Below are 22,807 nucleotides of genomic sequence, written 5' to 3'. Positions count from 1 at the left end.
AAAGTAATTAAGTAAAAACTGTTATGCACATTTTAATAGTTGATTGGTCTGGCCCTATTCCCGCCCTGAAATACGGAGGAACCGAACGCGTTATTTGGGGGCTTGGCAAATGTCTTCACGAGCTTGGCCATAAGGTTACTTTTTTAGTTCCGGAAGGTTTTACAGGCGATTTCGCTGAGAGTATTCAATTGGACCAGACTAAAGACATCAACGACCAAATACCCAAAGATGTTGACCTTGTTCACTTTAACTATCCTCCCAGACAGCCTATAAATACCCCTTACATTATAACAATGCACGGCAATCCCAAGCCTGACGAGCATATAGATAAAAACACTGTTTTCATTTCCAAAAATCAAGCGGAACGCTATAATTCAAATGTGTTTGTGCACAACGGCCTGTATTGGGATGATTATGGCACTCCAAATTTAGGAGAACCACGAAATTATTTTCACTTTTTAGGAAAAGCTTCACGAAGGGTAAAAAATGTTTTCGGTGCGGCAAAAATTGTTTTAAAAGGAAAAGGAAAACTAATGATAATGGGAGGAGAACGATGGACTTCCCGCAATTTTACACGTGGTTTCCGTTATGTTTTGAATCCGAAAATCACTTTTTTAGGAATGCTGGACGATGCCGAAAAAATGAAAATTATGGAAAAATCTAAAGCTTTGATTTTTCCCGTGGAATGGCACGAACCCTTTGGTTTGGTCATCATTGAAAGCCTTTATGCAGGTTGTGCCGTTTTTTGTACCACAAACGGTTCGCTTCCTGAACTTTTAAGTCCAGAAGTTGGATTGGCATCCAATGATTCCAACCAATTGGCGGAAGCTCTTCGCACTTTTAGTTATGATCCTCAACGATGCCATCTTTATGCGAAGAAACACTTCAATGCTAAAAAAATGACTTTGGAATATATAAAATTATACGAAAAAGTAGCTGAAGGGGAAACCCTGCACACTGAAAATCCTTTTTACATACCAGAAAAGAACCAAGTAAAATCTTTAACATAATGAAGGAAGAAATTGAAAACGCACTACTTATACTTAAAAAAGGAGGTCTCATTCTTTACCCGACTGATACTGTTTGGGGAATTGGCTGTGATGCCACTAACCCCGATGCCGTGGACAAAGTTTTTAAGCTGAAGCAACGAAGTGACGAAAAATCACTGATCTGCTTAGTAAACGATTTTAGGATGCTGAATGAATATGTTGAAAACGTACCGGAAGTGGCTTATGATATTTTGAAATATGCCAAAAAGCCAACAACAATCATTTACGATGATCCAATTCGTGTTGCTGAAAATATTATTGCCGAGGATAATTCGCTCGCTATCCGGGTAACGAAAGATGAATTCTGTAAAAAATTGATACAACGGTTCCGCAGACCGTTAGTTTCTACTTCGGCAAATATTTCCGGGGAAAAAACCCCGCAAAGTTATGCCGAAATAGACCCTTTAATTTTGGAAGGCGTGGACTATGTTGTAAATTTGCATCACGAAAAAAAATCAGGAAAACCTTCGGCGATTATTAAGTTGAAAAATGATGGTTCCGTAAAGGTAATCAGACAATAAAAAATGCCACAATACCCAACAGCACTTCAAAATCCCGTATTTAGGACTATCTCAAAAGCTACCAAAAACTTAAACTTGGAAAGTTATGTTATTGGCGGTTATGTGCGCGATTTTCTTTTGAAAAGAGGAGATGCCAAAGACATTGATATAGTTGCCGTTGGAAGCGGAATTGATTTAGCAGAAGAAGTTTCAAAGCTCTTACCTGGAAACCCGAAAGTTTCCGTTTTTAAGACTTATGGCACTGCAATGTTGAAAAGTGGTGGCATTGAGCTTGAATTTGTTGGTGCGCGCAAAGAATCCTATTCCGAGGAAAGTAGAAATCCCGCTGTGGAAAACGGTACTTTGGAAGACGACCAAAACCGAAGGGATTTTACAATAAATGCTTTGGCATTAAGCCTTGGTGATGAAAATTTTGGAGAGTTACTGGACCCGTTCAACGGCATCGATGATCTTGAGAAAAAGATAATCCGCACACCTTTAGACCCAGATATTACCTATAGCGACGACCCGTTGCGGATGCTTCGCGCCATTCGGTTTGCAACACAGTTGGATTTTATAATTGAAAAAGATTCGCTGGAAGCAATTACCAGAAATTCCGAGCGTATAAAAATAATTTCCAAGGAACGAATTGTGGATGAGCTGAACAAAATCCTTCTTTCCAAAGTACCTTCAAAAGGATTTGCACTTTTACATAAAACAGGCTTGCTTCCCTTTATTTTACCAGAATTGGTTGCGTTGCAAGGCATAGACGAAAAAGAAGGTCAAACCCATAAAGATAATTTTTGGCACACACTGGAAGTGGTCGATAATATTTCAAAAGCTACAGACGATCTTTGGCTACGTTGGGCTGCATTGCTTCACGATATTGGAAAAGCACCGACAAAGAGATTTGATAAAAAACTTGGCTGGACCTTTCACGCACACGAATTTGTAGGAGCAAAAATGGTTTACAAACTTTTCAAAAGGTTAAAAATGCCTTTGAATGAAAAGATGAAATTTGTCCAAAAAATGGTTTTAATGAGCTCCCGTCCTATTGTTTTGGCTAGTGAAGTTACGGACAGTGCGGTGCGCCGTTTGATTTTTGATGCTGGTGAAAATGTGGAAGATTTAATGACGCTTTGCGAAGCAGATATTACCACAAAGAATCCTAAAAAATTTAAAAAATACCACGCCAATTTTCAATTGGTGCGCGATAAAATTGTGGAAGTTGAAGAGCGGGATCAAGTAAGGAATTTTCAACCCCCTGTTACTGGCGAAGAAATTATGGAGACTTTTAATTTAAAGCCATCGCGTGAAATTGGCATTATAAAAGACGCCATAAAAGAAGCAATCCTTGAGGGCGAAATTCCAAATGAATATGAAGCTGCGAAGGAATTTATGTTGAAAAAGGGAGCGGAAATCGGGTTAAAAGCTGTAATAAAGTAGGCAGTCGCAGTGGCAGTTTTCAGTAATAGACTAGCCATTTACGGAAAATGATAAAAATATAATAGTGGCAAACAAAGACAACAAAAAAGTAATCTACTGGCTCCTAACAGGATGTTTCCTGATTTTTGTGATGGTAGTGATTGGCGGCATTACGCGGCTAACGCATTCAGGACTTTCAATTTCAAGTTATAAACTTATTTCCGGCACATTACCGCCTTTAAACGAAGCACAATGGATTGCGGAATTTGATCATTACAAGCAATTCCCTGAGTACCAAAAGCTGAACAATCACTTCAGTTTAGAGGATTTTAAGGATATCTATTTCTGGGAATGGCTACACCGCTTGTTGGGCAGACTTTTGGGCGTGGTTTTCATTATCCCCTTTTTCTATTTTCTTCTGAAAAAACAGCTCACAAAGCCTACTATTAAAAAAGCAATAATTTTAATGTGTTTGGGCGCTTTTCAAGGATTTTTGGGTTGGTATATGGTAAAAAGCGGCTTGGTGGACCGTCCGGATGTGAGCCATTATCGGCTTGCAATGCACTTAACAACTGCGTTTATTACGTTTGCATATACATTTTGGGTGGCCATGGATTTATGGTATCCTGTGAAAAAAGAAATTAATAAACACATCCGAAACATTATCCGCTTTGGAATGGCAATTTTGCTCATCCAGATTATTTGGGGCGCCTTCGTGGCGGGGCTTGATGCAGGCTGGATTCACAACCACTGGCCGTTGATGAATGAAGGAAAATTAATTCACGAAACCGTTTATACAGAACAAGTTCCTGTTTGGAAAAATTTTGTGGAAGGCAAAAGCGGCGTACAATTCGTACATAGATATATAGCTTATGTTGTGGTGGGAATGATCTTTTTCATTTGGTACAAAACACGAAAATTGCAACTCACCCTTCCGCAGAAAAACGGAATAAATGTATTGTTGGTTTTGGTTTTAGTGCAATTTATTTTAGGTGTTTTCACGCTTATCCTGCAAGTACCCGTAGTTTTAGGAGTTCTGCATCAAGTAACTGCATTTTTCCTGCTTGCAGCAATGACTTTTGTTTTGCATCGTTTTTCAAAATAATGCACAACCAAAACTGTAAACTGCACCTGAATACTGCCTACTTTTTAATAACTTTGCACCCTAATTTTTTTTAAAATGATTTACCGTTTCAGAATAATCCTCGATACACACGAAGACGTTTTCCGCGACATCGAAATAGAAGCTTCGAACACTTTGGAAGATTTTCACAATGCCATTACGCAAGCCTTCGGGTTTGATGGGCAGGAAATGGCTTCTTTTTACACCAGCAACGAGCTTTGGGAAGAAGACGAGGAAATACCGCTTTTTGACGTGAGTGACGAGCCCGGAAGCATCCGTATTATGGGCGAAACTACGTTGGAAAATGTGGTTGATGAAGAAAACACCAGACTACTTTACGTTTACGATTTCTTGAATATGTGGACATTTATGGTAGAACTTGCCGATATTGCTGAAGCTGAAGCTGGGCAGATTTATCCAAATTTGATGTATTCCCATGGCCAAATTCCGGAAGAAGCACCCGAAAAAGAATTCATTTCAGAACCCATTGAAGGCGAAGACGATTTCGATGAAGAGTTTGACTTAGACCCCGAAGATTACGACAATCTCGACTTTGATGAAAACTGGAATTGATTTAGTTGTCGGTTGTCGGTTGTTTGTTAAAAACATCACTTACTTATTCATTATTTTACATACTCACATACTCACATATTCACTTACTCACTTTTTAAAAAATGATCAATCTTTTTTCTACCCACATTGCATCCCTTTCCATTCACAGAGTGGGTAATAAAAGCCGAAACGAAGCAATTTTTCTTTCCGCAGAACCTTATAAAACAGACGATGAGCTTACACCATTGTTGAAAGAATTTTTCCTAAAACCATTTCGCGATAAAGAAGAAAACTATTTCCATTTTTCGCACGAAGCAGATTTGGAGTTTCACGAACTCTTCAACAGCACAACTAAGGTTTTTGACAACCCGCAAAACATACACGAAGAAAGTCGGAAAATTGCAAGCTATCTATACAATCAGTCCGAGCATCCGCACATTAAAAGCGGGGAAGTTTATATAGCCTATCTTGAAAACGTGCAATTGGACAACGTAAAGATGGACGCCATCGGTATTTTTAAGAGTGAGTTGAAACAGGATTTTCTTCAGTTTGCAGAGGAAGGAAACCAATTGGAAGCAATGTTGCAACACGGAGTTAGCTTGAACAAATTGGACAAAGGCTGTATTATTTTCAATTCAGGAAAAGAAGAAGGCTATAAAATTCTTTCCGTGGACAGCAATCGTTATGATGCGCGTTATTGGTTGGAAAGTTTTTTAGGAGTTGAAGCACTTGCTGATGATAATTTCTATACAAAAAAGTATCTAAAATTCTGTCAGGATTTTGCGAAAGACGTGGTTTTACCAGCTGAAGACAAAAAGCAGGAAGTGATGTTTATGAACCGTGCAGTAAATCATTTTGCGAAAAATGACAACTTTGAGGAAACGGCATTTATGAACGAAGTGATTGACAATCCAGATTTATTGCCGGAGTTTCGTCATTATAAAACTGAGAAAGCCCCAAAATATAGCATTGAAGATTTAACAACCTTCCCTATTGCCAACACGGCGGTTACTGCTGCTCGTAAAAAAATCAAGAATGTTATTAATCTAGATACAAATATTCAGATAAAACTTGATTTCATCAACCCAGAAAGTGCCGAAAAATTTGTAGAAAAGGGCTGGGACGAGGAAAAGCAGATGTATTACTATTTGGTTTACTTCAACAAGGAACAGAAGAGTTAGAGATCAGTAGGCAGTATCAGTATTTAGTAGTCACGAGATTTATTTCGAAATTAATAGTCCGTAATTAGTAATTTTGAATTTAATATTTTTTAAATAATGAAAATGAAAAATTTTATATTAGTATGCTTTGCGGTTTTCGCTTTAAATTCTTGTAAGAGTGATGATGATAGTAATATTCCGTATTGCGAATCTGGACCTTTAGGTTTAAGTTTTCAACTTTTAGATAAAACTACTGGTGAAAATTTATTTACAAATGCTACCTTCAGTCCTGCTGATATAACTGTTTTGGATTTAGACAATAATAATAGTCGTGTGCAATTTAAATTTATATCTGAAAATGATTATAACACGATAGGTTTAGGGCCTTTTGGTTGGGGCACTAATATTGTAAATTATGTATTGAAGGTTGGCGAGCGCAATATTTTCATCTTACATTTAGATGCTGAAAGAAAAACGGAAGATGGTTGTTCTTTTGTTCAGATAAACAAACTAGAAATTGAAAACGCTGAATATTCGCAAAATACGCAAAACGGTATCTACGAGATTTTAGTGGAATTATAGGTGAAAAATTCCAAATTCAAAAGACCAAATTCCAAAAAAAAAATCAATTACTGCATACTGCCAATGAATACTGACCACTAATTCCCAACTTCGCTAATGAACTTGATTCTGTACAAACGCAATTCCTCTTCGTCATAATCGCCATCAAATTCATCCATAGCTTCCTCAATTTTGTCTGATTTGGCTTCAAGAAAGTATTCGTGAATTTCTTCTTGTTGATCTTCATCCAACACTTCATCTATCCAATAATCTATGTTTAATTTTGTGCCACTGTAAACAATGGCTTCCATTTCCTTTATAAACTCCGGCATTTCTAATCCTTTGGCATTTGCAATATCTGGCAAAGCAAGTTTACGATCCACATTTTGGATGATGTATAACTTGAGCGAGCTATTGCTTCCCGTAGATTTTACAACAAAATCTTCTGGTCGGATTATATCGTTTTCTTCAACGTAATTTTGAATTAGCTTTAAAAAAGGCTTGCCATATTTTTTTGCTTTCCCCTCTCCCACTCCGTGAACATTGGAAAGTTCCTCCATTGTAATGGGATATTTAAGTGCCATATCTTCCAAGGAAGGTTCCTGGAAAATTACAAACGGTGGTAGGTCTAAAGTGTGTGCTACTTTTTTCAATTCTGCCTTCAAAAGCTTGAACAGATTTTCGTCTGCAACATCACCTCCCTTGCTTGCTGCAACAATTACATCATCATTGGCATCTTTAAAGGAGTGGTCTTCCGTCATCATAAAAGATTCGGGCGATTTTATAAATTTCTTTCCAGAATCTGTTAAATGAATAACACCATAGGTTTCAATATCCTTTTTCAAATAGCCAGCCACCAATAATTGGCGTAATAAGGCCATCCAATATGGTGCTTCATGCTTTGCTCCAGAGCCAAAGTATTCTTGGGAATCTGTACGGTGTGATTTTATAAGTGCATTTACTTTCCCTATTAACACATTTACAATTTCCTTGCTTTTGTACTGCTCATTCGTTTTAAAAACTACTTCCAACAGTTGTTTGGCGTCGTCCTTTGCTTCGTGTTTCTTTTTGGGGTGGCGCATATTATCGTCCATCATTCCACCTTCACCCGTTTCATTGTCAAACTCTTCCCCAAAATAATGAAGAATAAATTTTCTTCGGGACATTGAGGTTTCAGCAAAAGCGACCACTTCTTGCAAAAGTGCATGACCAATTTCCTGTTCGGCAACAGGTTTACCGCTCATAAATTTTTCGAGTTTTTCTATATCCTTATAACTGTAAAAAGCAAGACAATGCCCCTCACCGCCATCACGACCACCACGCCCTGTTTCCTGATAATAGCTCTCAATACTCTTTGGAATATCATTATGGATTACAAAACGAACGTCTGGTTTGTCAATTCCCATCCCAAAGGCAATGGTAGCAACGACAACATCCACATCTTCCATCAAAAACATATCTTGATGCTTTACGCGGGTTTTGCCATCAAGTCCTGCGTGATAGGGAACAGCTTTTATACCGTTAACCTGCAACGCCTGCGCAAGTTCTTCCACCCTTTTTCTGCTTAAACAATAAATAATGCCACTTTTTCCTTCGTTCTGCTTTACAAAGCGAATAATATCAGAATCAATATTTTTAGTTTTCGGCCTTATTTCATAGTAAAGGTTTGGGCGGTTGAAAGATGCTTTAAAGGTATTTGCATCCTGCATGTTGAGATTTTTCAGAATATCCTCCTGCACTTTTGGGGTTGCAGTGGCGGTAAGGCCTATTATAGGAATGTCATTTCCTATTCTTTGGATAATACTTTTTAAGTTTCGGTATTCTGGCCTAAAGTCGTGACCCCACTCGCTAATGCAGTGTGCCTCGTCTATGGCCATAAAGGAAATTTTTTGGGTCTGCAGAAAGTTTACATATTCTTCTTTGGTTAGAGACTCGGGAGCTACGTATAGCAATTTTGTAATGCCGTTCTCAATATCACTTTTAACCTTTTTTACTTCAGTTTTGTTGAGGGAAGAGTTCAGCACGTGGGCAATACCTTCTTCCGAAGAAAGGGCACGCAGCGCATCCACTTGGTTTTTCATAAGCGCAATGAGCGGTGAAACCACTATTGCCGTTCCTTCCTGCATAAGTGCTGGAAGTTGGTAACAAAGCGACTTTCCGCCGCCTGTGGGCATTACCACAAACGTATTGTTACCGTTAAGGATGCTTTTTACAACTTCCTCCTGCAGACCCTTAAAACGGGTAAATCCAAAAAATTTCTTTAGGGCCGCATAAATGTCAATCTCTGCCACGCTGCATTGGTTTTAGGGATAATTCAGTTTTAGCCAACAATACATTGTTTTACTAATTAACAATTGTAATTTTGCAACCGTATTAAGCTAACTGCATCTTAAAAGAAAAGTATCTATATTTAAGAATACTGAATTGAGTTAATTTCTATTCTAAATATACTAATTTCTGAAACAGTTACAAACATTCAAAAGCATTAAAATTTTGAACAAGCAAGAAAGAATTATTTCCGTAGCGAAAAACACCATAGAAACTGAGAGTAAAGCCATTGCAAACTTGGCCCATTTGGTGGACGAAGAGTTTGCAGGCGCAGTTGATTATATTTATCATTCCAAAGGACGGGTAATTGTTACCGGAATAGGCAAAAGCGCCAACATTGCCACAAAAATTGTAGCAACTTTAAACTCAACGGGGACACCCTCAATCTTCATGCATGCCGCAGATGCCATTCACGGCGACTTAGGGACTATTCAAGAAAACGATACGGTTATCTGCATTTCAAAAAGTGGAAATACGCCCGAAATAAAAGTGTTGGTGCCACTTATAAAAGCTATTGATAACAAATTAATAGCAATAACAGGAAATAGAGATTCCTTTTTGGGCCAACAAGCAGACTTTGTGCTGAATGCTTATGTGGAAAAAGAAGCCTGCCCAAATAATCTAGCCCCTACAACCAGCACTACAGCACAATTGGTGATTGGCGATGCTTTGGCAATGTGCCTTCTTGATTTACGCGGATTTTCCAGCAAGGATTTTGCGAAGTTCCATCCAGGAGGTTCTTTGGGAAAAAAACTATATTTGAGAGTGAGCAATCTTACTTCACTTAATGAAAAACCGCAGGTTAGCCCAGATACCGATGTGAAAAAAGTAATTGTTGAAATTTCCGAAAAGATGCTGGGCGTTACAGCCGTGGTTGAAAACAATGAGATTGTAGGTATAATTACCGACGGTGATTTAAGGCGTATGTTAACCAGAACCGATAGTTTTGCTGGACTAACCGCTAAGGATATTATGACCAAAAATCCAAAGAAAATAGCAAACAACGCCATGGCAGTTGAAGCAATGGAAATGATGGATAATTATGGAATTACCCAGATACTTGCCGAAGATAAAGGTAAATACAGCGGAGTGGTGCATATTCACAATCTTACAAAAGAGGGCATTATTTAATGAAGAAAAAAGCTTCCCCAGAAAAAGAGATGTCCTTTTTGGACCATTTGGAAGAACTGCGCTGGCATCTTATCCGCTCTACCATAGCTGTAGTGGTTTTAGCGGCTTTGGCTTTTATTTTTAAGCGGTTTATTTTTGACGTGCTTATTTTCGGGCCTTCAAAGCCAGGGTTTCCAACATATACAATGTTCTGCGACATCTCCCGATATTTGGGAATGGACACCTTCTGTTTTCAGGAAATGCCTTTTAAAATCCAAAGTAGAACAATGGCCGGACAGTTTTCCGCACATATGTGGACATCTATTTATGCAGGTATTATTGTTGCCTTTCCATACATACTTTATGAATTTTGGAAATTCATTAGCCCAGGTCTAAGAGACAAAGAACGGAAGTCAAGCCGTGGTTTTATCGTGATTGCATCTGTGCTTTTCTTTTTAGGAGTTTTGTTTGGCTATTACCTTATAACGCCACTATCCATAAACTTTTTGGGGAATTATCAAGTAAGCGAGGAAGTTATTAACCAGTTCGACTTGGACAGTTATATATCCTTGGTACGCACCTCGGTATTGGCTTGTGGAATTGTTTTTGAACTACCAATATTAATGTACATACTAACGAAGATTGGTTTGGTTACACCAGAAATACTTAAGAAGTACAGGAAATTCGCTTTGATTATTGTTTTAATACTTTCGGCAGTAATCACGCCGCCGGATATTGTTAGTCAGATCATCGTTGCTATTCCTATCCTTATCCTTTATGAAGTAAGCATCTATATTTCAAAAATTGTAATCAGAAATCAGAAGAGAGAGGAAAGAAGAAGGAAAAAAGAGGGTAATATTTAGGTTGTTAGCTTTTGGTTTTTGGCTTTTGAAAAAAATATAAATTATGAAAGAAAATTTAGTTGAAGATTTCAATGCGTATCGTGAAAAGATGAACAAAAAAATGCTGGATGACAATAACAAGATCATCAAGCGTATTTTCAATTTAGATACCAATGCCTATATGGAAGGCGTGCTTCCGAAGAAAACAAAGGAACTTTTGGGGTTGGGAAATTCGTTGGTGCTACGTTGTGACGATTGTGTTCGTTATCATTTGGAAGAATGCCACAAACTAGGGTTGACAAAAGAAGAAGTGGTTGAAGGAATGAGCATTTCCCTTTTGATTGGTGGAACCATCGTTATTCCTCATTTGCGAAGGGCTTTTGAATATTGGGAAGCTTTGGAAGCAAAATAATAATTGCTAACTTTACCTTATAAGCTCAAAATATTTTAACCACAAAGGCACAGAGGGCACGAAGAAAGAAAATTAAATAATGACCGAGAACGAACTTTCATCCAAAATTATAGGTGCAAGTATTGAAGTCCATAAACAACTTGGACCTGGATTGTTGGAAAGTACTTATGAAGTGTGTTTAGGGCACGAGTTAAAAGTGTTGGGTTTGGAAGTAAAACAACAAATTCCACTACCGGTAATTTATAAGGATATTAAACTCAATGCTGGATATCGTATTGATATGATTGTGGAGAATAAAATAATTGTTGAAATTAAATCTGTTGATGCTTTGGCTCCAATACATACTGCCCAAATATTAACTTATTTAAAATTGAAAGGTTTAAAATTAAGGCTCTTAATCAACTTTAATGAAGTGAAAGTTGTTGCTGGCATAAAAAGAATAATAAACGGCTACCTATAAGCTCTGTGGCCTTTGTGTCTCTGTGGTGAAAATTATATCATAAGCGAAGTTTAAAAACAATATCAAAATGAAGCTAAAAGCCGAAAATTTAATGAAATCCTATAAAGGCCGAAAGGTCGTAAAAGGAATCACTGTGGAAGTAAACCAAGGTGAAATTGTGGGTTTGCTTGGACCAAACGGGGCTGGTAAAACCACTTCTTTTTATATGATTGTTGGGCTGATAAAACCCAACGGCGGCAATATTTTTTTGGAAGGCACCGAAATCACCAAATATCCAATGTATAAACGTGCACAGAACGGTATTGGTTATTTGGCGCAGGAAGCTTCGGTTTTTAGGAAGTTGAGCGTTGAGGACAATATTTTAAGTGTATTGCAGCTTACGAAGCTTTCAAAAAAAGAGCAGCGCGCAAAAATGGAATCGCTTATCGAGGAATTTGGTTTGGGACATATCCGCAAGAACCGTGGCGATCTTTTAAGCGGGGGCGAAAGACGAAGAACTGAAATTGCACGTGCCTTAGCTACAGATCCGCATTTTATACTTCTTGATGAACCCTTTGCAGGAGTTGATCCCGTGGCAGTTGAAGATATTCAGCGCATTGTGGCACAGCTTAAAAACAAAAACATCGGAATTCTTATTACCGACCACAACGTGCAGGAAACACTGGCTATTACTGACAGAACCTATTTGATGTTTGAAGGAAGTATCCTAAAACACGGTATTCCGGAAGAATTGGCTGCTGACGAAATGGTGCGGAAAGTATATCTTGGGCAGAATTTCGAGCTTCGAAAGAAGAAATTGGAGTTTTGATTACAATACGGGATTTTTAACCACAGAGGACACAATGGTTGCACAAAGTTCACAAAGCTTTCATTGTTTTCTTTTTTTTCCTTTACAATTTAAACAAGAGTAAATAGGGTTTTCTCAAAATAGACTGAATATACTTTTATTTTGAATCACAAAGTTCAGATATTACTTTGTGTCCTTTGTGCCTACTTAGTGATCTTTGTGTTTAAACAGAGAAAGCAATATATAAAGAAGAATTATAAAGGGGATTGCCAGAAACTTCAACAGTACTAAAAGCACAACACAAAGTATCAAAAATACATAGCGGACGGCGTTGCTTTTAAAATCCCACGTTTTAAATTTTAAGGCGAAAAGCGGGATTTCTGCATTCAGCAGTATGCAGCTTAGCACTGTCATTCCTATCAAAAACCATTGGTTTAGGATAATGGTTTCTGCTAATTCAGAATACTGAAATTGTAAGATTAAAGGTAAACTTAAAATAAGAAGTGTATTTGCGGGAGTTGGAAGACCAATAAAACCCGACGTTTGGCGCGTATCCACATTAAATTTTGCCAAACGATAGGCAGAGGCAATTACAATCAGTAAGCCAATGAGCGGCAGATAATTTTTAAAACTTATATTCCATCCCTCCAACGAAAACGTTTCGGTTAATGTTTGCATTTGATGGAAATAGGAAAGATTAAACAATTGAAACATTATTACTCCCGGCGCCACTCCACTGGTAATAACATCTGCCAAGGAATCCAACTGCAGCCCCACTTCACTTTGGGCTTTCAGTAAACGGGCTGCAAGCCCATCAAAAAAGTCGAAGAAAATTCCGAGGAAAACAAAGAAAGCCGCTGTTATCAAATCGCCAGAAACCGCAAATAAGACAGCTACGCAGCCACAGAGGATATTTAGGGAGGTGATGATGTTTGGGATTTGTTTTATCATATTCATATTCTTCGCTGCGTATTTAGGCTTTTATCTTCTATTAATAAAATCATCCTCTCCCAACCTCCACTTCAAAGGAGAAAATTAATTTAGGATGATTTTTTACTGCATATATAAGTATTGAGTGTAAAAATAACAAAGTATTTCCGTCCAAAGCTATCAAAACACAATATGTGCATAAATTTAAAGTTTAGTATTCTGTAAAATAGTGTCATATTTGTGCAAAATTTTTTAAGCTTGAAAGAAAAATTTTTACTTGTTTTAATTCTCGTTTCAGCCACGCTGAGTGCGCAGACGGTTCGTAAGTATTCCAACGAATTTATGAATATTGGCGTAGATGCCGCCGCTTTTGGGATGAGCAATGCCGTGGTCGCCTCTTCATCTGACGTAAATTCAGGGTATTGGAACCCAGCTGGTTTGGTAAATCTTGAGGACAAACAAATTTCATTGATGCACGCCTCTTATTTTGCAAACATTGCAAATTACGATTATGCCGCTTTTGCAATGCCACTGGATGACAGAAGTGCGGTAGGGCTTTCCGCAATACGTTTTGGGGTAGATGATATTTTGAATACTACTCAACTAATTGATGATGACGGAAACATTTCTTATGACCGGATCAGCAAGTTTTCAACTGCAGATTACGGGTTTACATTTTCATACGCCCGAAGACTGCCTTTAGATGGTTTGAATTACGGTGTAAACGCAAAAGTAATCCGTCGTGTTATCGGAGACTTTGCTTCTTCCTGGGGTTTTGGATTGGATGCAGCTATTCAATTCAAAAATGACAAGTGGATGTTTGGAATTATGGCCCGAGATATTACAACCACCTTTAACGCTTGGAGTATTGATGAAAAAAAGTTTGCTGAGATTCAAGGCGCTGTGGAAGGTCAAAATCAAGAATTGCCTGAAACTACTGAAATTACTATTCCGAAATTGCAATTGGGGGTGGCTCGAAAATTTGTATATCACTATGATTTTTCATTATTGGCAGAAGTTGATTTAAACTTCCGTTTTGCTGAAACAAATGATATTATTTCTACTTCCTTTGCGAGTATTACGCCTTCATTGGGACTTGAATTTGCATACATAGATATGGTTTATGTGCGTGGTGGCGTTGGCAATTTTCAAAATATAAAACAATTGGACGGAGGTGATTCCGTTGGGTTTCAACCGAATATTGGTGTAGGTTTTAGGTACAAAGGCATACAAGTGGATTACGCTTTGACAGATATTGGCGACCAAAGTGCGGCGCTGTATTCCAATGTATTTTCCTTAAAACTGGATTGGGAGATTTTTAGATAGAAGAGCCAAGAGCCAAGAGCCAAGATAAAAAATAAGTTCCTGTGAAAAAAAATTACATTTTCCTTCTACTCCTCTTTTTAACTGTTTCTGCAAAAGCACAGTTTGGATCTCTATCACCTGATGCAGAAATAAGCATTTTGACCATAGGCTCTGGTTCGGAGCTCTATGACAAGTTTGGACATAGTGCATTTAGGGTTAAGGATACCCTTAGCGGGGTTGATGTCGTTTTTAACTACGGGGTTTATGATTTCAACACTCCAAATTTCTATACAAAATTTGCACAAGGAAAGTTACTTTATCAATTAGGGGTAAGTTATTACCAACCATTCTTTGAATCTTATGTAGCACAAAACCGTTGGATAAAGGAGCAAATTTTAAATCTGACTTACTCTGAAAAAGAGGCGATTTCCGATTTTCTTTGGAATAATGCCCTACCTGAAAATAAAAAGTACAAATACGATTTCTTTTTTGACAATTGCGCAACCAAAATTCGCGATGTAATTCAAAAAGTATTGGGCAATAAACTGGAATTTAAGGAAGACCACATAAAAGAAGAATTTACATTTCGGGAACTTATCCAACAAAATCTGCAGGCTAATTCCTGGGGAAGTTTGGGAATAGACATTGCTTTGGGTGCCGTAATAGACAGGAAAGCAAAACCCATAGAATATCAATTTCTTCCTGAATATGTTTATGAAGGAGCTGCAAATGCAGTTATAAATAGAAATGGAGCTTCGGAAAGTTTGGTAAAAAAAACAACTGTTCTTTATGAAAACACTCCTACCACAACTGAAAATAATTTCTTGACAAGTCCGCTGTTCATTTTGGGAATATTGGGACTTTTAATTTTGTTTGTAACCTATCGGGACTATAAAAGAAAAGCGAGAAGCCGCTATTTAGATACGTTTCTATTCTTTTTTACGGGCTTAATTGGTATATTTCTTTTGTTGCTCTGGTTTGCTACAGACCACACGGCCACTGCCAATAATTATAATTTGCTGTGGGCTTTTCCTATTTCAATTTTTCTGATTATCGCTATTTCAAAAAGAAATATTTCTCCTAAAATGAAGCGCTATATTTTACTTTTAGTGCTTCTATTAGTTCTTTTGGCTATCCATTGGGTAACTGGCGTTCAGGTTTTTGCCATTGGATTGTTGCCTCTGTTGATTGCCTTGTCTGTTCGCTATCTTTATTTGATTTATTATATCGGAAGGAAATAATCGGTTGTCCGTTCTGGATTGTCTGTTTTTGAAATTAAGTTTCTTACTAAGAAACGTCGCATAATAAATATTTACGAATTAATATTTATATTAAAAATTGGCGCTTTTTAAATCAATTTTAGGCTGTGTAAATTTTGTAGGAAAATAGGGATGATTTCTTACAATTTAATGAACTATCTATGGCTTTGCTATGACTTTGCTATGGAGTATCTATGGAGGAGGGATTTTGGACAAGACAAAGTGTTGATTCTTTACCCCTTCCGGACCCCGGAAGATGGATTTGACAATTTATTGAAAACAGTGCAGCGGGGGCCACCTTCCCCTTTATTACTATTGGTTCTTTTGGTGTTGCTTTTTGCCGAGGGGAAGGAGCTTTTAGGTTGAAATAAAACTGAAAAACCAACAACTGACAACTGACAACCGAAATCACTGCCCTCTAAAAAATACAATAGTACTTAAGGTTTTGATAATGATGGTAATGTCTAAAAAGAGACTTCGGTGCTTTATGTAATAGAGGTCATATTGTAGTTTTTCTAGGGAATCCTCTTCACTGGAACCGTATTTTGCGTTTACCTGTGCCCAGCCGGTTACACCTGGTTTTACAAGATGGCGCACTTCGTAAAAAGGGATTTTCTCTTTTAAATCCTCAACAAATTCAGGTCGTTCGGGGCGTGGGCCAATGACACTCATTTCGCCTTTTATTACATTTATGAATTGGGGGATTTCGTCAAAGCGGGATTTTCTTAAGAAACGTCCAAATTTGGTAACGCGTGTATCTTTGGTTTCGGCAAACTGAGCTCCGTTTTTTTCCGCATTTATAACCATGCTTCGCAGTTTGTAGATTTTGAAGTATTCCCCGTTTTTTCCTACCCGTGTTTGGCTGTAAAATAAAGGGCCCCTGTTTCCTAATAAATTTCCTATTAATAAAATTGGGAATAGCATCAATCCAAATGCAAGCCCCAACACTGAAAAAAACATATCCAAAATTCTATTAAAAAAAAGATAGAGTTTGTTTTGGTTGCTACGGCTAAACGGAAAATAGCGATAAAAATCTTTCTCTACGTGTTGCACGGGAATTCTATGTGTAAGTTCCTCATAAACCTGTGTATATTCGCGGATAGGGATTCCGTTCTCCAGTAATTTTATAAGTTGATTGTTTAGTTCTACAGTCATACCTTCAGAAAGTGGGGTGCCCACCACAATTTCAGAGATGGTCATTTCTTCGGTCAACAAACTGATGTCTCCAATGGTTATGGCATCAATTTCAAGGTTATTAATTATAGTTCCATCGCTTGAACCAGTGTTGAAATATCCAATAACACGATAATTGGGATCGGATTTTTGTAGTGAGGCCACTATGGCTTCCACATCGCTAGAATGTGCAATCAGAAGTACCCGTTTGTAAAACCGCGGGGCTGAAACAAGAACAATATAAGCATAGCGCCAAGCCAGCATTGCCACATTAATTGACAAAAAGAAATAGACTATCTGCAATCGATTGGAAGGCAACATTGGAGTGTAAAAAGGCGTCAATAAATAGAACAACACTGTTACTGAAGAGGTAATGATTACGTTTTTTACTACCACATCAAACTTACTTGCCTTTTGAAGATTATAAAGTTCAAAAATTGTTGCAAATACGGTAAGATAGGTAGCAAGAACTATGGACCATACCCAATGTTCAGAATTTATTTTAAAATAATCGAAATTAAAAACGATGCTCACTACATAGAGCAACGCAAGCACACAGACAATATCCAAAATTCTGAGTAGGATCTTCCGCTCGGAAATATCGAAATGGATGCTGTTTTTAGATGCCATAGATTGATTTTGGGATTGTAAATTTAGCTAAATTTCAATTGTCCAAGAGTGCAATCCAACTATGTTTTACTTTTTCCCAATCAAACCCTTTCATTTTGTTTCTGGCATTTTCAGTGATTTTTTGTGCTTGAACAGGATTTGTGCACAGGTATTCAATAGCTTTTACAAAAGCCTCCGGATTGTTTGGAGGAACTAAAACACCGTCAATTTCATTTTCAACCAAAAAGGGTAAGCCACCAACGTTTGTTGAGATAACAGGAAGCCCTAGAGCCATTGCTTCCATTACGCTTATAGGCATATTGTCAAAATTGGTTGTATTTATAAAAATATCATAGTTTTTGGAAAGATCGATCCATTCTTCTTTTTGTAACATTCCTTTGAAAGTAATTGGTAGGTTTAATTGATTCGCTTTCCTTTTACATATCTCCAAGGAGCCGTCCTTGTCTGGGCCTACCATACAAAGGGAAGTGGTTATGCCTTTATTCTTTAGTATCTCCAATATTTTCAATGCCAACAATGGATTGTAAATTTCTGAAAAAGAACGTACCCACAACAATTTTGCAGTTATTGATTCCCTATGTTTAAAATGATAATTTTCAATTTCAATGGTATTCGGAATATAAGTTATATTGTGAAAACCAGCATCCTTAAATTGCTGCATCAAATATTTTGAAGGTGCCACATTCGTGAGCGCTTTTCCAAAAAGTTTATTGCTCAAATTTTTATTGTTTTTTAGTCGGTTTGATAGATTACCACCATGTAATATTGGGATATAAGGTATTTTGAAAAAACGGCAGAAGGTGGCAACAATAAGTGCATAATAAAAATTTTGGGTGCTATAAGTATCAATCAAAACAAGTTGCGCACGATTCCTGTTTTGAATGACAGTCAATATCATATCCAGCATCCGAAGTATTTTATTCTGTTTTGAAGATGTTGTTATAACAGAAAATCCTTCCTCTTGCAGTTTAACTGACAAGGAGTCAATGGCAGTTGGAGGTTTTCCATGTACTGCTAGTTTATTTCCTATGTAGAGCAGTGTTTTTCTTTGGTGCATAATCTAGATTCAACAAACATAAGGCATAGATAAAAGCTGGAGCGGCTATCCGCATGGAGGTATGGACTATGGTGAGTCCCCAAAAGATAAGAAAAGGATAAAAATAGATATTCTTCCTACCGTTCATTTTTGTAATAATTGGCGCAAAAATAAGAACCAATAAAGCAAAAATTCCAAACATACCGTGTTCCGAAAGCATACGTGAAATCTCATTATGGGAAGCGGATGTAATACCCATTTCTTCTCTATATTGAAATTTACCTTGACCAACCCCAATACCAAATATTGGATTTTCTTTAAAAGCATCTATCTCTACCGCCAATAAATCAACACGACCTGTTGTAACATCATCCTTTTCCCTTCCCAAAGCGTCTTCATTTGCATAACGGTTACCAATTAATCCTCCTGTTTGGACAAGGGTATAGGACCATACCAGAAGAGCAACTCCGATAATGGCCATTACTTTTACGGATATTTTTGCTTTAGCCTTTAAACCAGTACTAAAATATATTATAAAAAGAAAAGCCAAGCACATGCACACCGAAACCAAAACTCCGCCTCTAGAGAAAGTAAGAAGAGCACGGTAGGCCATAACTATCATTAGAAACATCATTACCCAATGTACAAGAATGTTTTTATAGGGAATCAATAACCGGGAAAAAAGTATAAATATACCAAGCCCTAATACCGTTGCTACTTGATTAGGTCCGTATCCCCCCGACAAGGCTGAATTTGAAGCAGTTCCTGTTATTACATCTTGCACGTCTGGTGTATATAGCGTTATGTAAACAACCATGCTTATTATAGGGTAAACAATATAATCAAGAACCTTTAGAAAATCTTGCAAGTGAATACTTCTACCATAACAAAATATGGCGGCGAAGCTTAGACATAAAGGGCCGCTTAAATTAAAAAGCACTGTGCTTCTAAAATTAGCATCAAATGAGATTGCATCCAAGGATACCAAAACAGCTGGTAATAGAAGTAATATGTATATTATGTATGGAAAAGCATTCTTTTTAAACCCTAAAAAGAACACCCCCAATATCATGAAAAATATTACCGCATATTTTCCTGTTTCGTAAAAAACAAAAGCTTTGGTCATTCTTAAAAAAACTTCAGCTCCTGTTATGTATCCGGCTGCAAGAAGGACATATTTTACTCTATCTTTTGAAAGAATAATTTTATATATAAAATATACAAAAATGGCCAACATATACCAAAACATTAAGGATCGGGAGTTGTAGGCCAACAAACCAATCAAAACATGAAAGATTATAGCTCTAAGAGGTTTAATATTTTGAAATATTTTAGGTGTAATGCTACAAGTGTTTTTAAGGTTCTATAATCTCCTCTTTTATTTTATCTCTGTAAATGGCAAATGTAAATTTTGAAGCCACAAGATAACAATCAGAAGCCATTTTGGTTAATTCATCTTTGCTTTTTGAAATAGCTTCAAGTAGCACCTCTCGCAAATGTTTTGTATTCATTGGATTTAAAAGAAATCCATTAGAAGCATTCACATACTGCCCTATACTTGAAATATCAGAAACTATTGGAATACATCCATAATTCATCGCCTCTGCTATTACTTTTGGAAATCCTTCAGAATCACTGGGCAATAAAATAAAATGTGCCTTTTTATAAATTTCAAAAACTTTTTGTCTTTCCAAAAAACCGTGGAATATTGCGGGAATCGATAAATCCTTACATTGTTTTTGATAGTGATCCATCTTTTCCCCATTACCAATAAAGTAAATGGTATCGATATTTTCCATAGAAGAAAGAGTTCTAAACGCATCAATAATACGTTGCACGCCTTTTGCATCTTCCAATCTGCCCACAAAGCAAAATGTAAAAGGAGGAGCAAATGCTTTTAAATTTACTATTTGCAAACCTTCTTCCCTTTCCTCCACAGTAAGACACGGATTTTCAAAAGTCAAACATTGTTTGGGCTGTTCCGGCCAGTGACCGTTAATAGTTACCTTTCTTTTTTGGTTTTTTAACATCCACCTTTGCAACTGATAACCTAAAGGAGGATTGTCCTGATTCCAATTGCCTGCATATTTATACCAACCTTTTTTATTGCAGAACAGCGTTAAATAGGGAATTAAAAAAACACCAATGCCTGTTGGAGCTCTAAATTGGAAGACATCAACTTGTTTCAGTGTTTTAATGACTGTATTTAAGATTGTAGGAATGTTACCTATAATTTTTAGCTTAGCTCCTATTCCATTTCCGCCGACTGGTTTTAAAGGAACAAACTTTATATTTTGGGAGACATAAGGCATAGAACTTGGCGGAGGAATTCCAGGATGTAAAAAGGCAATATGGTATATCTCCTCAAAATCCTGCGCCAAATGATTAATCTCGCTAATAGTAGGCCCCCAACCTACGATTGTTCCGTCACGCTTTTTGTAGTGTTCGGTATGGGAGATGATGGCGAGTTTCATTGTTATTAAAAAATTTTAAATTTGAATCATGAACATCCCCCTAGCCCCCTTCAAAGGAGGGATGAATCCAAATTCAAAGATTGTTATTTGCCTTGTTGTATTTTGTATTCCCTTCAAGAAATCTTCTTTGTTATGTGTCTATAAAACTACGACTTTATCTTAACCACAAAGGACACGGAGATTTACACAAAGACCACAAAGTATCTCTTTGTGCACTTTGTGCCTTCTTAGTGTTCTTTGCGGTTTTCTTGAGTATGTTTTTTTTGTCCTGTGTTTTGCGTCAAGTTTCCTGTTTCCACTATCCTGTTTCCTTATTCTTTATTACTTCAATGCTTTCAAATAAGACTTTATCACTTTATCCCAAGTAAAGTCTTGCGACCAGTTTTTTGCTTCTTGTAAATAGCTTTCATAGTTATTTAAAATTTCTTCCAGAGCTTCAGCAAATTGTTTTGGATCATTATTATCTATCAATTTCCCCGAAACGCCCTCTTTAATGGCATCCTCTATTCCGCAGCCCAGAGCGCCAATAGCAGGAATTCCGAGTGCGTTGGCTTCTAATATAGCGATTCCAAAGCCTTCTACATCTCCCTTTTGGGTGCTTTCACTTAGCATCACAAAAATATCGGCTAATTGAAGTAATTCTATTTTCTCGTCCTCGGAAACTTTTCCAGAGAAAACCACGGCATTCTCAACTTTTAAATCTAATGCTAATTTCTCTAACTTTTTCTTGTTGGTAGGTATGCCCACCATATTGTATTTAAGGTCAGGGTATTTTTTTAAAAGCAATGGAAGTGCCTTTATAACGTTGTGTTGCCCTTTTCTCTGGGTAAGGTTGCCTACGGTTATCAATACAGGAACTGGATCTTTTTTGCTTTGGACCCTAATGTTCAAATCCATTTCAAAACCATTGGGGACAACTTCAATATTTTTTAAACCAAGATGGGAAACCAAGGATTTGGTATAATTACTTACCGCAATCACTTTATGAAAACGATTTAGTGATATATCCGTAAGTTTTCGAAGTAATTTATTGGGAAGCCTTACTTCACTTCCATGAATGATGGCAATAAATTCCTTTTTAAAGAAAAGAGAGAGAAGGGCACCCAACCAAAGTGAAAACTTACCCGAACACATCACGATTTTATTTTTGGAGGCTAAAGAAAAAGCTGATTTAATACGTTTTAAATAGCTGAAAAGGATAATTTTCTTCCTCGAAATACGAATTACTTCAAAAGCAAGGTTTTTATCAAACTCTCTTTCTTCCTCCCCGTTTTGGGAACGCGTGTCGCAGACCAAATGTACCTCAAAACCATTATCCTGCAAACCCTTCGCCAAATTGTAGGCGTGATTACCAATACCGCCGGGTTGGGGAGGGAATTCGGAGGTTAATATTAGGGTTTTGGTCATTGTCGGTTGTCGGTTATCAGTTCTCGGTTGTCGGTTGTCTTCACCTACGCTGAAAAAGCTTCGGTGGACCAAGGTTGCGGGTTGTTTATTTTTTTGTTCTTAGTGAACTTTGTGGCTCCTTTGTGTACTTTGTGGTTGTTCAATGTTCAATGTTCAATGTTCAATGTTCAATGTTCAAAACTAATAAATTACAGATAACAACAGACAACAAAAAAAACAGATAACCGACAACAGACAACTGATAACCCTTCGGCTCCGCTCAGGGTACAACTTGCAACCTGAAA

General features: G+C 37.3%; 21 protein-coding genes. 14 read left to right on the top strand and 7 right to left on the bottom strand.

Annotated features, from left to right (window positions below; translation table 11 throughout):
- The first annotated feature begins 23 nt into the window (after positions 1-23).
- The 7 genes from Q2U82_RS09890 to Q2U82_RS09860 all read left to right on the top strand — a co-directional run bounded on the left by Q2U82_RS09890 (position 24) and on the right by Q2U82_RS09860 (position 6,391).
- Positions 24-1,010, top strand: coding sequence for a glycosyltransferase (locus Q2U82_RS09890; RefSeq protein WP_410004716.1), 987 nt, complete (start codon positions 24-26; stop codon positions 1,008-1,010).
- A complete protein-coding gene (locus Q2U82_RS09885; RefSeq protein ID WP_410004715.1) occupies positions 1,010-1,570 on the top strand; it encodes an L-threonylcarbamoyladenylate synthase in 561 nt (186 codons plus the stop codon). Before Q2U82_RS09890 ends, Q2U82_RS09885 begins: the two co-directional genes overlap by 1 nt.
- A gap of 3 nt (positions 1,571-1,573) precedes the next feature.
- Entirely contained in the window at positions 1,574-2,995 is a 1,422-nt protein-coding gene (locus Q2U82_RS09880) for a CCA tRNA nucleotidyltransferase (RefSeq protein WP_410004714.1), read from the top strand.
- A 64-nt stretch (positions 2,996-3,059) separates the two neighbouring features.
- Positions 3,060-4,079 (top strand): COX15/CtaA family protein, encoded by a 1,020-nt coding sequence (locus Q2U82_RS09875; protein WP_410004713.1) that lies wholly within the window; start codon positions 3,060-3,062, stop codon positions 4,077-4,079.
- A gap of 75 nt (positions 4,080-4,154) precedes the next feature.
- Complete coding sequence (locus Q2U82_RS09870; protein WP_410004712.1) at positions 4,155-4,670, top strand: IS1096 element passenger TnpR family protein; 516 nt, start codon at positions 4,155-4,157, stop codon at positions 4,668-4,670.
- A 101-nt stretch (positions 4,671-4,771) separates the two neighbouring features.
- Positions 4,772-5,830 (top strand): nucleoid-associated protein, encoded by a 1,059-nt coding sequence (locus Q2U82_RS09865; protein ID WP_410004711.1) that lies wholly within the window; start codon positions 4,772-4,774, stop codon positions 5,828-5,830.
- A 102-nt stretch (positions 5,831-5,932) separates the two neighbouring features.
- Positions 5,933-6,391 (top strand): hypothetical protein, encoded by a 459-nt coding sequence (locus tag Q2U82_RS09860; RefSeq protein WP_410004710.1) that lies wholly within the window; start codon positions 5,933-5,935, stop codon positions 6,389-6,391.
- Positions 6,392-6,468: 77 nt separating this feature from the next.
- On the opposite strand, the gene Q2U82_RS09855 is transcribed toward Q2U82_RS09860, so the two are convergent.
- Positions 6,469-8,661, bottom strand: a complete 2,193-nt coding sequence (locus tag Q2U82_RS09855) for a RecQ family ATP-dependent DNA helicase (protein WP_410004709.1) — start codon at positions 8,659-8,661, stop codon at positions 6,469-6,471.
- Positions 8,662-8,863: 202 nt separating this feature from the next.
- Between Q2U82_RS09855 and Q2U82_RS09850 the strand changes: the two genes are divergently transcribed.
- The 5 genes from Q2U82_RS09850 (at position 8,864) to lptB (ending at position 12,330) form a co-directional block, all read left to right on the top strand.
- Positions 8,864-9,829, top strand: a complete 966-nt coding sequence (locus Q2U82_RS09850) for an SIS domain-containing protein (RefSeq protein WP_410004708.1) — start codon at positions 8,864-8,866, stop codon at positions 9,827-9,829.
- On the top strand, positions 9,829-10,671 hold the full coding sequence (tatC, locus tag Q2U82_RS09845; RefSeq protein ID WP_410004707.1) for a twin-arginine translocase subunit TatC: 843 nt from the start codon (positions 9,829-9,831) through the stop codon (positions 10,669-10,671). Before Q2U82_RS09850 ends, tatC begins: the two co-directional genes overlap by 1 nt.
- A gap of 43 nt (positions 10,672-10,714) precedes the next feature.
- Positions 10,715-11,062 carry a carboxymuconolactone decarboxylase family protein gene (locus Q2U82_RS09840; protein WP_410004706.1) on the top strand — a complete coding sequence of 116 codons (348 nt, stop codon included), beginning with the start codon at positions 10,715-10,717 and terminating at the stop codon, positions 11,060-11,062.
- Positions 11,063-11,141: 79 nt separating this feature from the next.
- A complete protein-coding gene (locus Q2U82_RS09835) occupies positions 11,142-11,522 on the top strand; it encodes a GxxExxY protein (RefSeq protein ID WP_410004705.1) in 381 nt (126 codons plus the stop codon).
- Between the two features lie 67 nt (positions 11,523-11,589).
- Positions 11,590-12,330: an LPS export ABC transporter ATP-binding protein gene (gene lptB, locus Q2U82_RS09830; protein ID WP_154192891.1), complete on the top strand. Its 741-nt coding sequence runs from the start codon at positions 11,590-11,592 to the stop codon at positions 12,328-12,330.
- Positions 12,331-12,516: 186 nt separating this feature from the next.
- On the opposite strand, the gene Q2U82_RS09825 is transcribed toward lptB, so the two are convergent.
- The gene (locus Q2U82_RS09825; protein WP_410004704.1) at positions 12,517-13,260 is read right to left on the bottom strand and encodes a CDP-alcohol phosphatidyltransferase family protein; all 744 of its coding nucleotides are present in this window, start codon (positions 13,258-13,260) and stop codon (positions 12,517-12,519) included.
- 237 nt (positions 13,261-13,497) lie between these two features.
- Between Q2U82_RS09825 and Q2U82_RS09820 the strand changes: the two genes are divergently transcribed.
- A complete protein-coding gene (locus tag Q2U82_RS09820) occupies positions 13,498-14,565 on the top strand; it encodes a PorV/PorQ family protein (RefSeq protein WP_410004703.1) in 1,068 nt (355 codons plus the stop codon).
- A 41-nt stretch (positions 14,566-14,606) separates the two neighbouring features.
- Positions 14,607-15,785, top strand: coding sequence for a DUF4105 domain-containing protein (locus tag Q2U82_RS09815; protein WP_410004702.1), 1,179 nt, complete (start codon positions 14,607-14,609; stop codon positions 15,783-15,785).
- A gap of 426 nt (positions 15,786-16,211) precedes the next feature.
- Here the strand turns inward: Q2U82_RS09815 and Q2U82_RS09810 are convergent, their stop codons facing one another.
- The 5 genes from Q2U82_RS09810 to Q2U82_RS09790 all read right to left on the bottom strand — a co-directional run bounded on the left by Q2U82_RS09810 (position 16,212) and on the right by Q2U82_RS09790 (position 22,523).
- Complete coding sequence (locus Q2U82_RS09810) at positions 16,212-17,606, bottom strand: sugar transferase (RefSeq protein ID WP_410004701.1); 1,395 nt, start codon at positions 17,604-17,606, stop codon at positions 16,212-16,214.
- Positions 17,607-17,640: 34 nt separating this feature from the next.
- On the bottom strand, positions 17,641-18,663 hold the full coding sequence (locus Q2U82_RS09805) for a glycosyltransferase family 4 protein (protein ID WP_410004700.1): 1,023 nt from the start codon (positions 18,661-18,663) through the stop codon (positions 17,641-17,643).
- Positions 18,626-19,879 carry an O-antigen ligase family protein gene (locus Q2U82_RS09800; RefSeq protein ID WP_410004699.1) on the bottom strand — a complete coding sequence of 418 codons (1,254 nt, stop codon included), beginning with the start codon at positions 19,877-19,879 and terminating at the stop codon, positions 18,626-18,628. The genes Q2U82_RS09805 and Q2U82_RS09800 overlap by 38 nt, the downstream gene beginning before the upstream one ends.
- Before the next feature lie 118 nt (positions 19,880-19,997).
- Positions 19,998-21,116 carry a glycosyltransferase gene (locus tag Q2U82_RS09795; protein WP_410004698.1) on the bottom strand — a complete coding sequence of 373 codons (1,119 nt, stop codon included), beginning with the start codon at positions 21,114-21,116 and terminating at the stop codon, positions 19,998-20,000.
- Positions 21,117-21,437: 321 nt separating this feature from the next.
- The gene (locus Q2U82_RS09790; protein WP_410004697.1) at positions 21,438-22,523 is read right to left on the bottom strand and encodes a glycosyltransferase family 4 protein; all 1,086 of its coding nucleotides are present in this window, start codon (positions 22,521-22,523) and stop codon (positions 21,438-21,440) included.
- Positions 22,524-22,807 lie beyond the last annotated feature (284 nt).

Source organism: Aequorivita nionensis (assembly GCF_046352995.1).
Lineage (GTDB): Bacteria > Bacteroidota > Bacteroidia > Flavobacteriales > Flavobacteriaceae > Aequorivita > Aequorivita nionensis.
This window is presented reverse-complemented; position numbering and strand designations above follow the sequence as displayed.

What these genes read in the sequence shown, in the direction of transcription:
- Q2U82_RS09890 (WP_410004716.1), top strand. Translation starts at nt 24, where the DNA reads ATGCACATTTTAATAGTTGATTGGTCTGGCCCTATTCCCGCCCTGAAA.
- Q2U82_RS09885 (WP_410004715.1), top strand. Translation starts at nt 1,010, where the DNA reads ATGAAGGAAGAAATTGAAAACGCACTACTTATACTTAAAAAAGGAGGT.
- Q2U82_RS09880 (WP_410004714.1), top strand. Translation starts at nt 1,574, where the DNA reads ATGCCACAATACCCAACAGCACTTCAAAATCCCGTATTTAGGACTATC.
- Q2U82_RS09870 (WP_410004712.1), top strand. Translation starts at nt 4,155, where the DNA reads ATGATTTACCGTTTCAGAATAATCCTCGATACACACGAAGACGTTTTC.
- Q2U82_RS09865 (WP_410004711.1), top strand. Translation starts at nt 4,772, where the DNA reads ATGATCAATCTTTTTTCTACCCACATTGCATCCCTTTCCATTCACAGA.
- Q2U82_RS09860 (WP_410004710.1), top strand. Translation starts at nt 5,933, where the DNA reads ATGAAAAATTTTATATTAGTATGCTTTGCGGTTTTCGCTTTAAATTCT.
- tatC (WP_410004707.1), top strand. Translation starts at nt 9,829, where the DNA reads ATGAAGAAAAAAGCTTCCCCAGAAAAAGAGATGTCCTTTTTGGACCAT.
- Q2U82_RS09840 (WP_410004706.1), top strand. Translation starts at nt 10,715, where the DNA reads ATGAAAGAAAATTTAGTTGAAGATTTCAATGCGTATCGTGAAAAGATG.
- Q2U82_RS09835 (WP_410004705.1), top strand. Translation starts at nt 11,142, where the DNA reads ATGACCGAGAACGAACTTTCATCCAAAATTATAGGTGCAAGTATTGAA.
- lptB (WP_154192891.1), top strand. Translation starts at nt 11,590, where the DNA reads ATGAAGCTAAAAGCCGAAAATTTAATGAAATCCTATAAAGGCCGAAAG.
- Q2U82_RS09825 (WP_410004704.1), bottom strand. Translation starts at nt 13,260, where the DNA reads ATGATAAAACAAATCCCAAACATCATCACCTCCCTAAATATCCTCTGT.
- Q2U82_RS09810 (WP_410004701.1), bottom strand. Translation starts at nt 17,606, where the DNA reads ATGGCATCTAAAAACAGCATCCATTTCGATATTTCCGAGCGGAAGATC.
- Q2U82_RS09805 (WP_410004700.1), bottom strand. Translation starts at nt 18,663, where the DNA reads ATGCACCAAAGAAAAACACTGCTCTACATAGGAAATAAACTAGCAGTA.
- Q2U82_RS09800 (WP_410004699.1), bottom strand. Translation starts at nt 19,879, where the DNA reads ATGTTGGCCATTTTTGTATATTTTATATATAAAATTATTCTTTCAAAA.
- Q2U82_RS09795 (WP_410004698.1), bottom strand. Translation starts at nt 21,116, where the DNA reads ATGAAACTCGCCATCATCTCCCATACCGAACACTACAAAAAGCGTGAC.
- Q2U82_RS09790 (WP_410004697.1), bottom strand. Translation starts at nt 22,523, where the DNA reads ATGACCAAAACCCTAATATTAACCTCCGAATTCCCTCCCCAACCCGGC.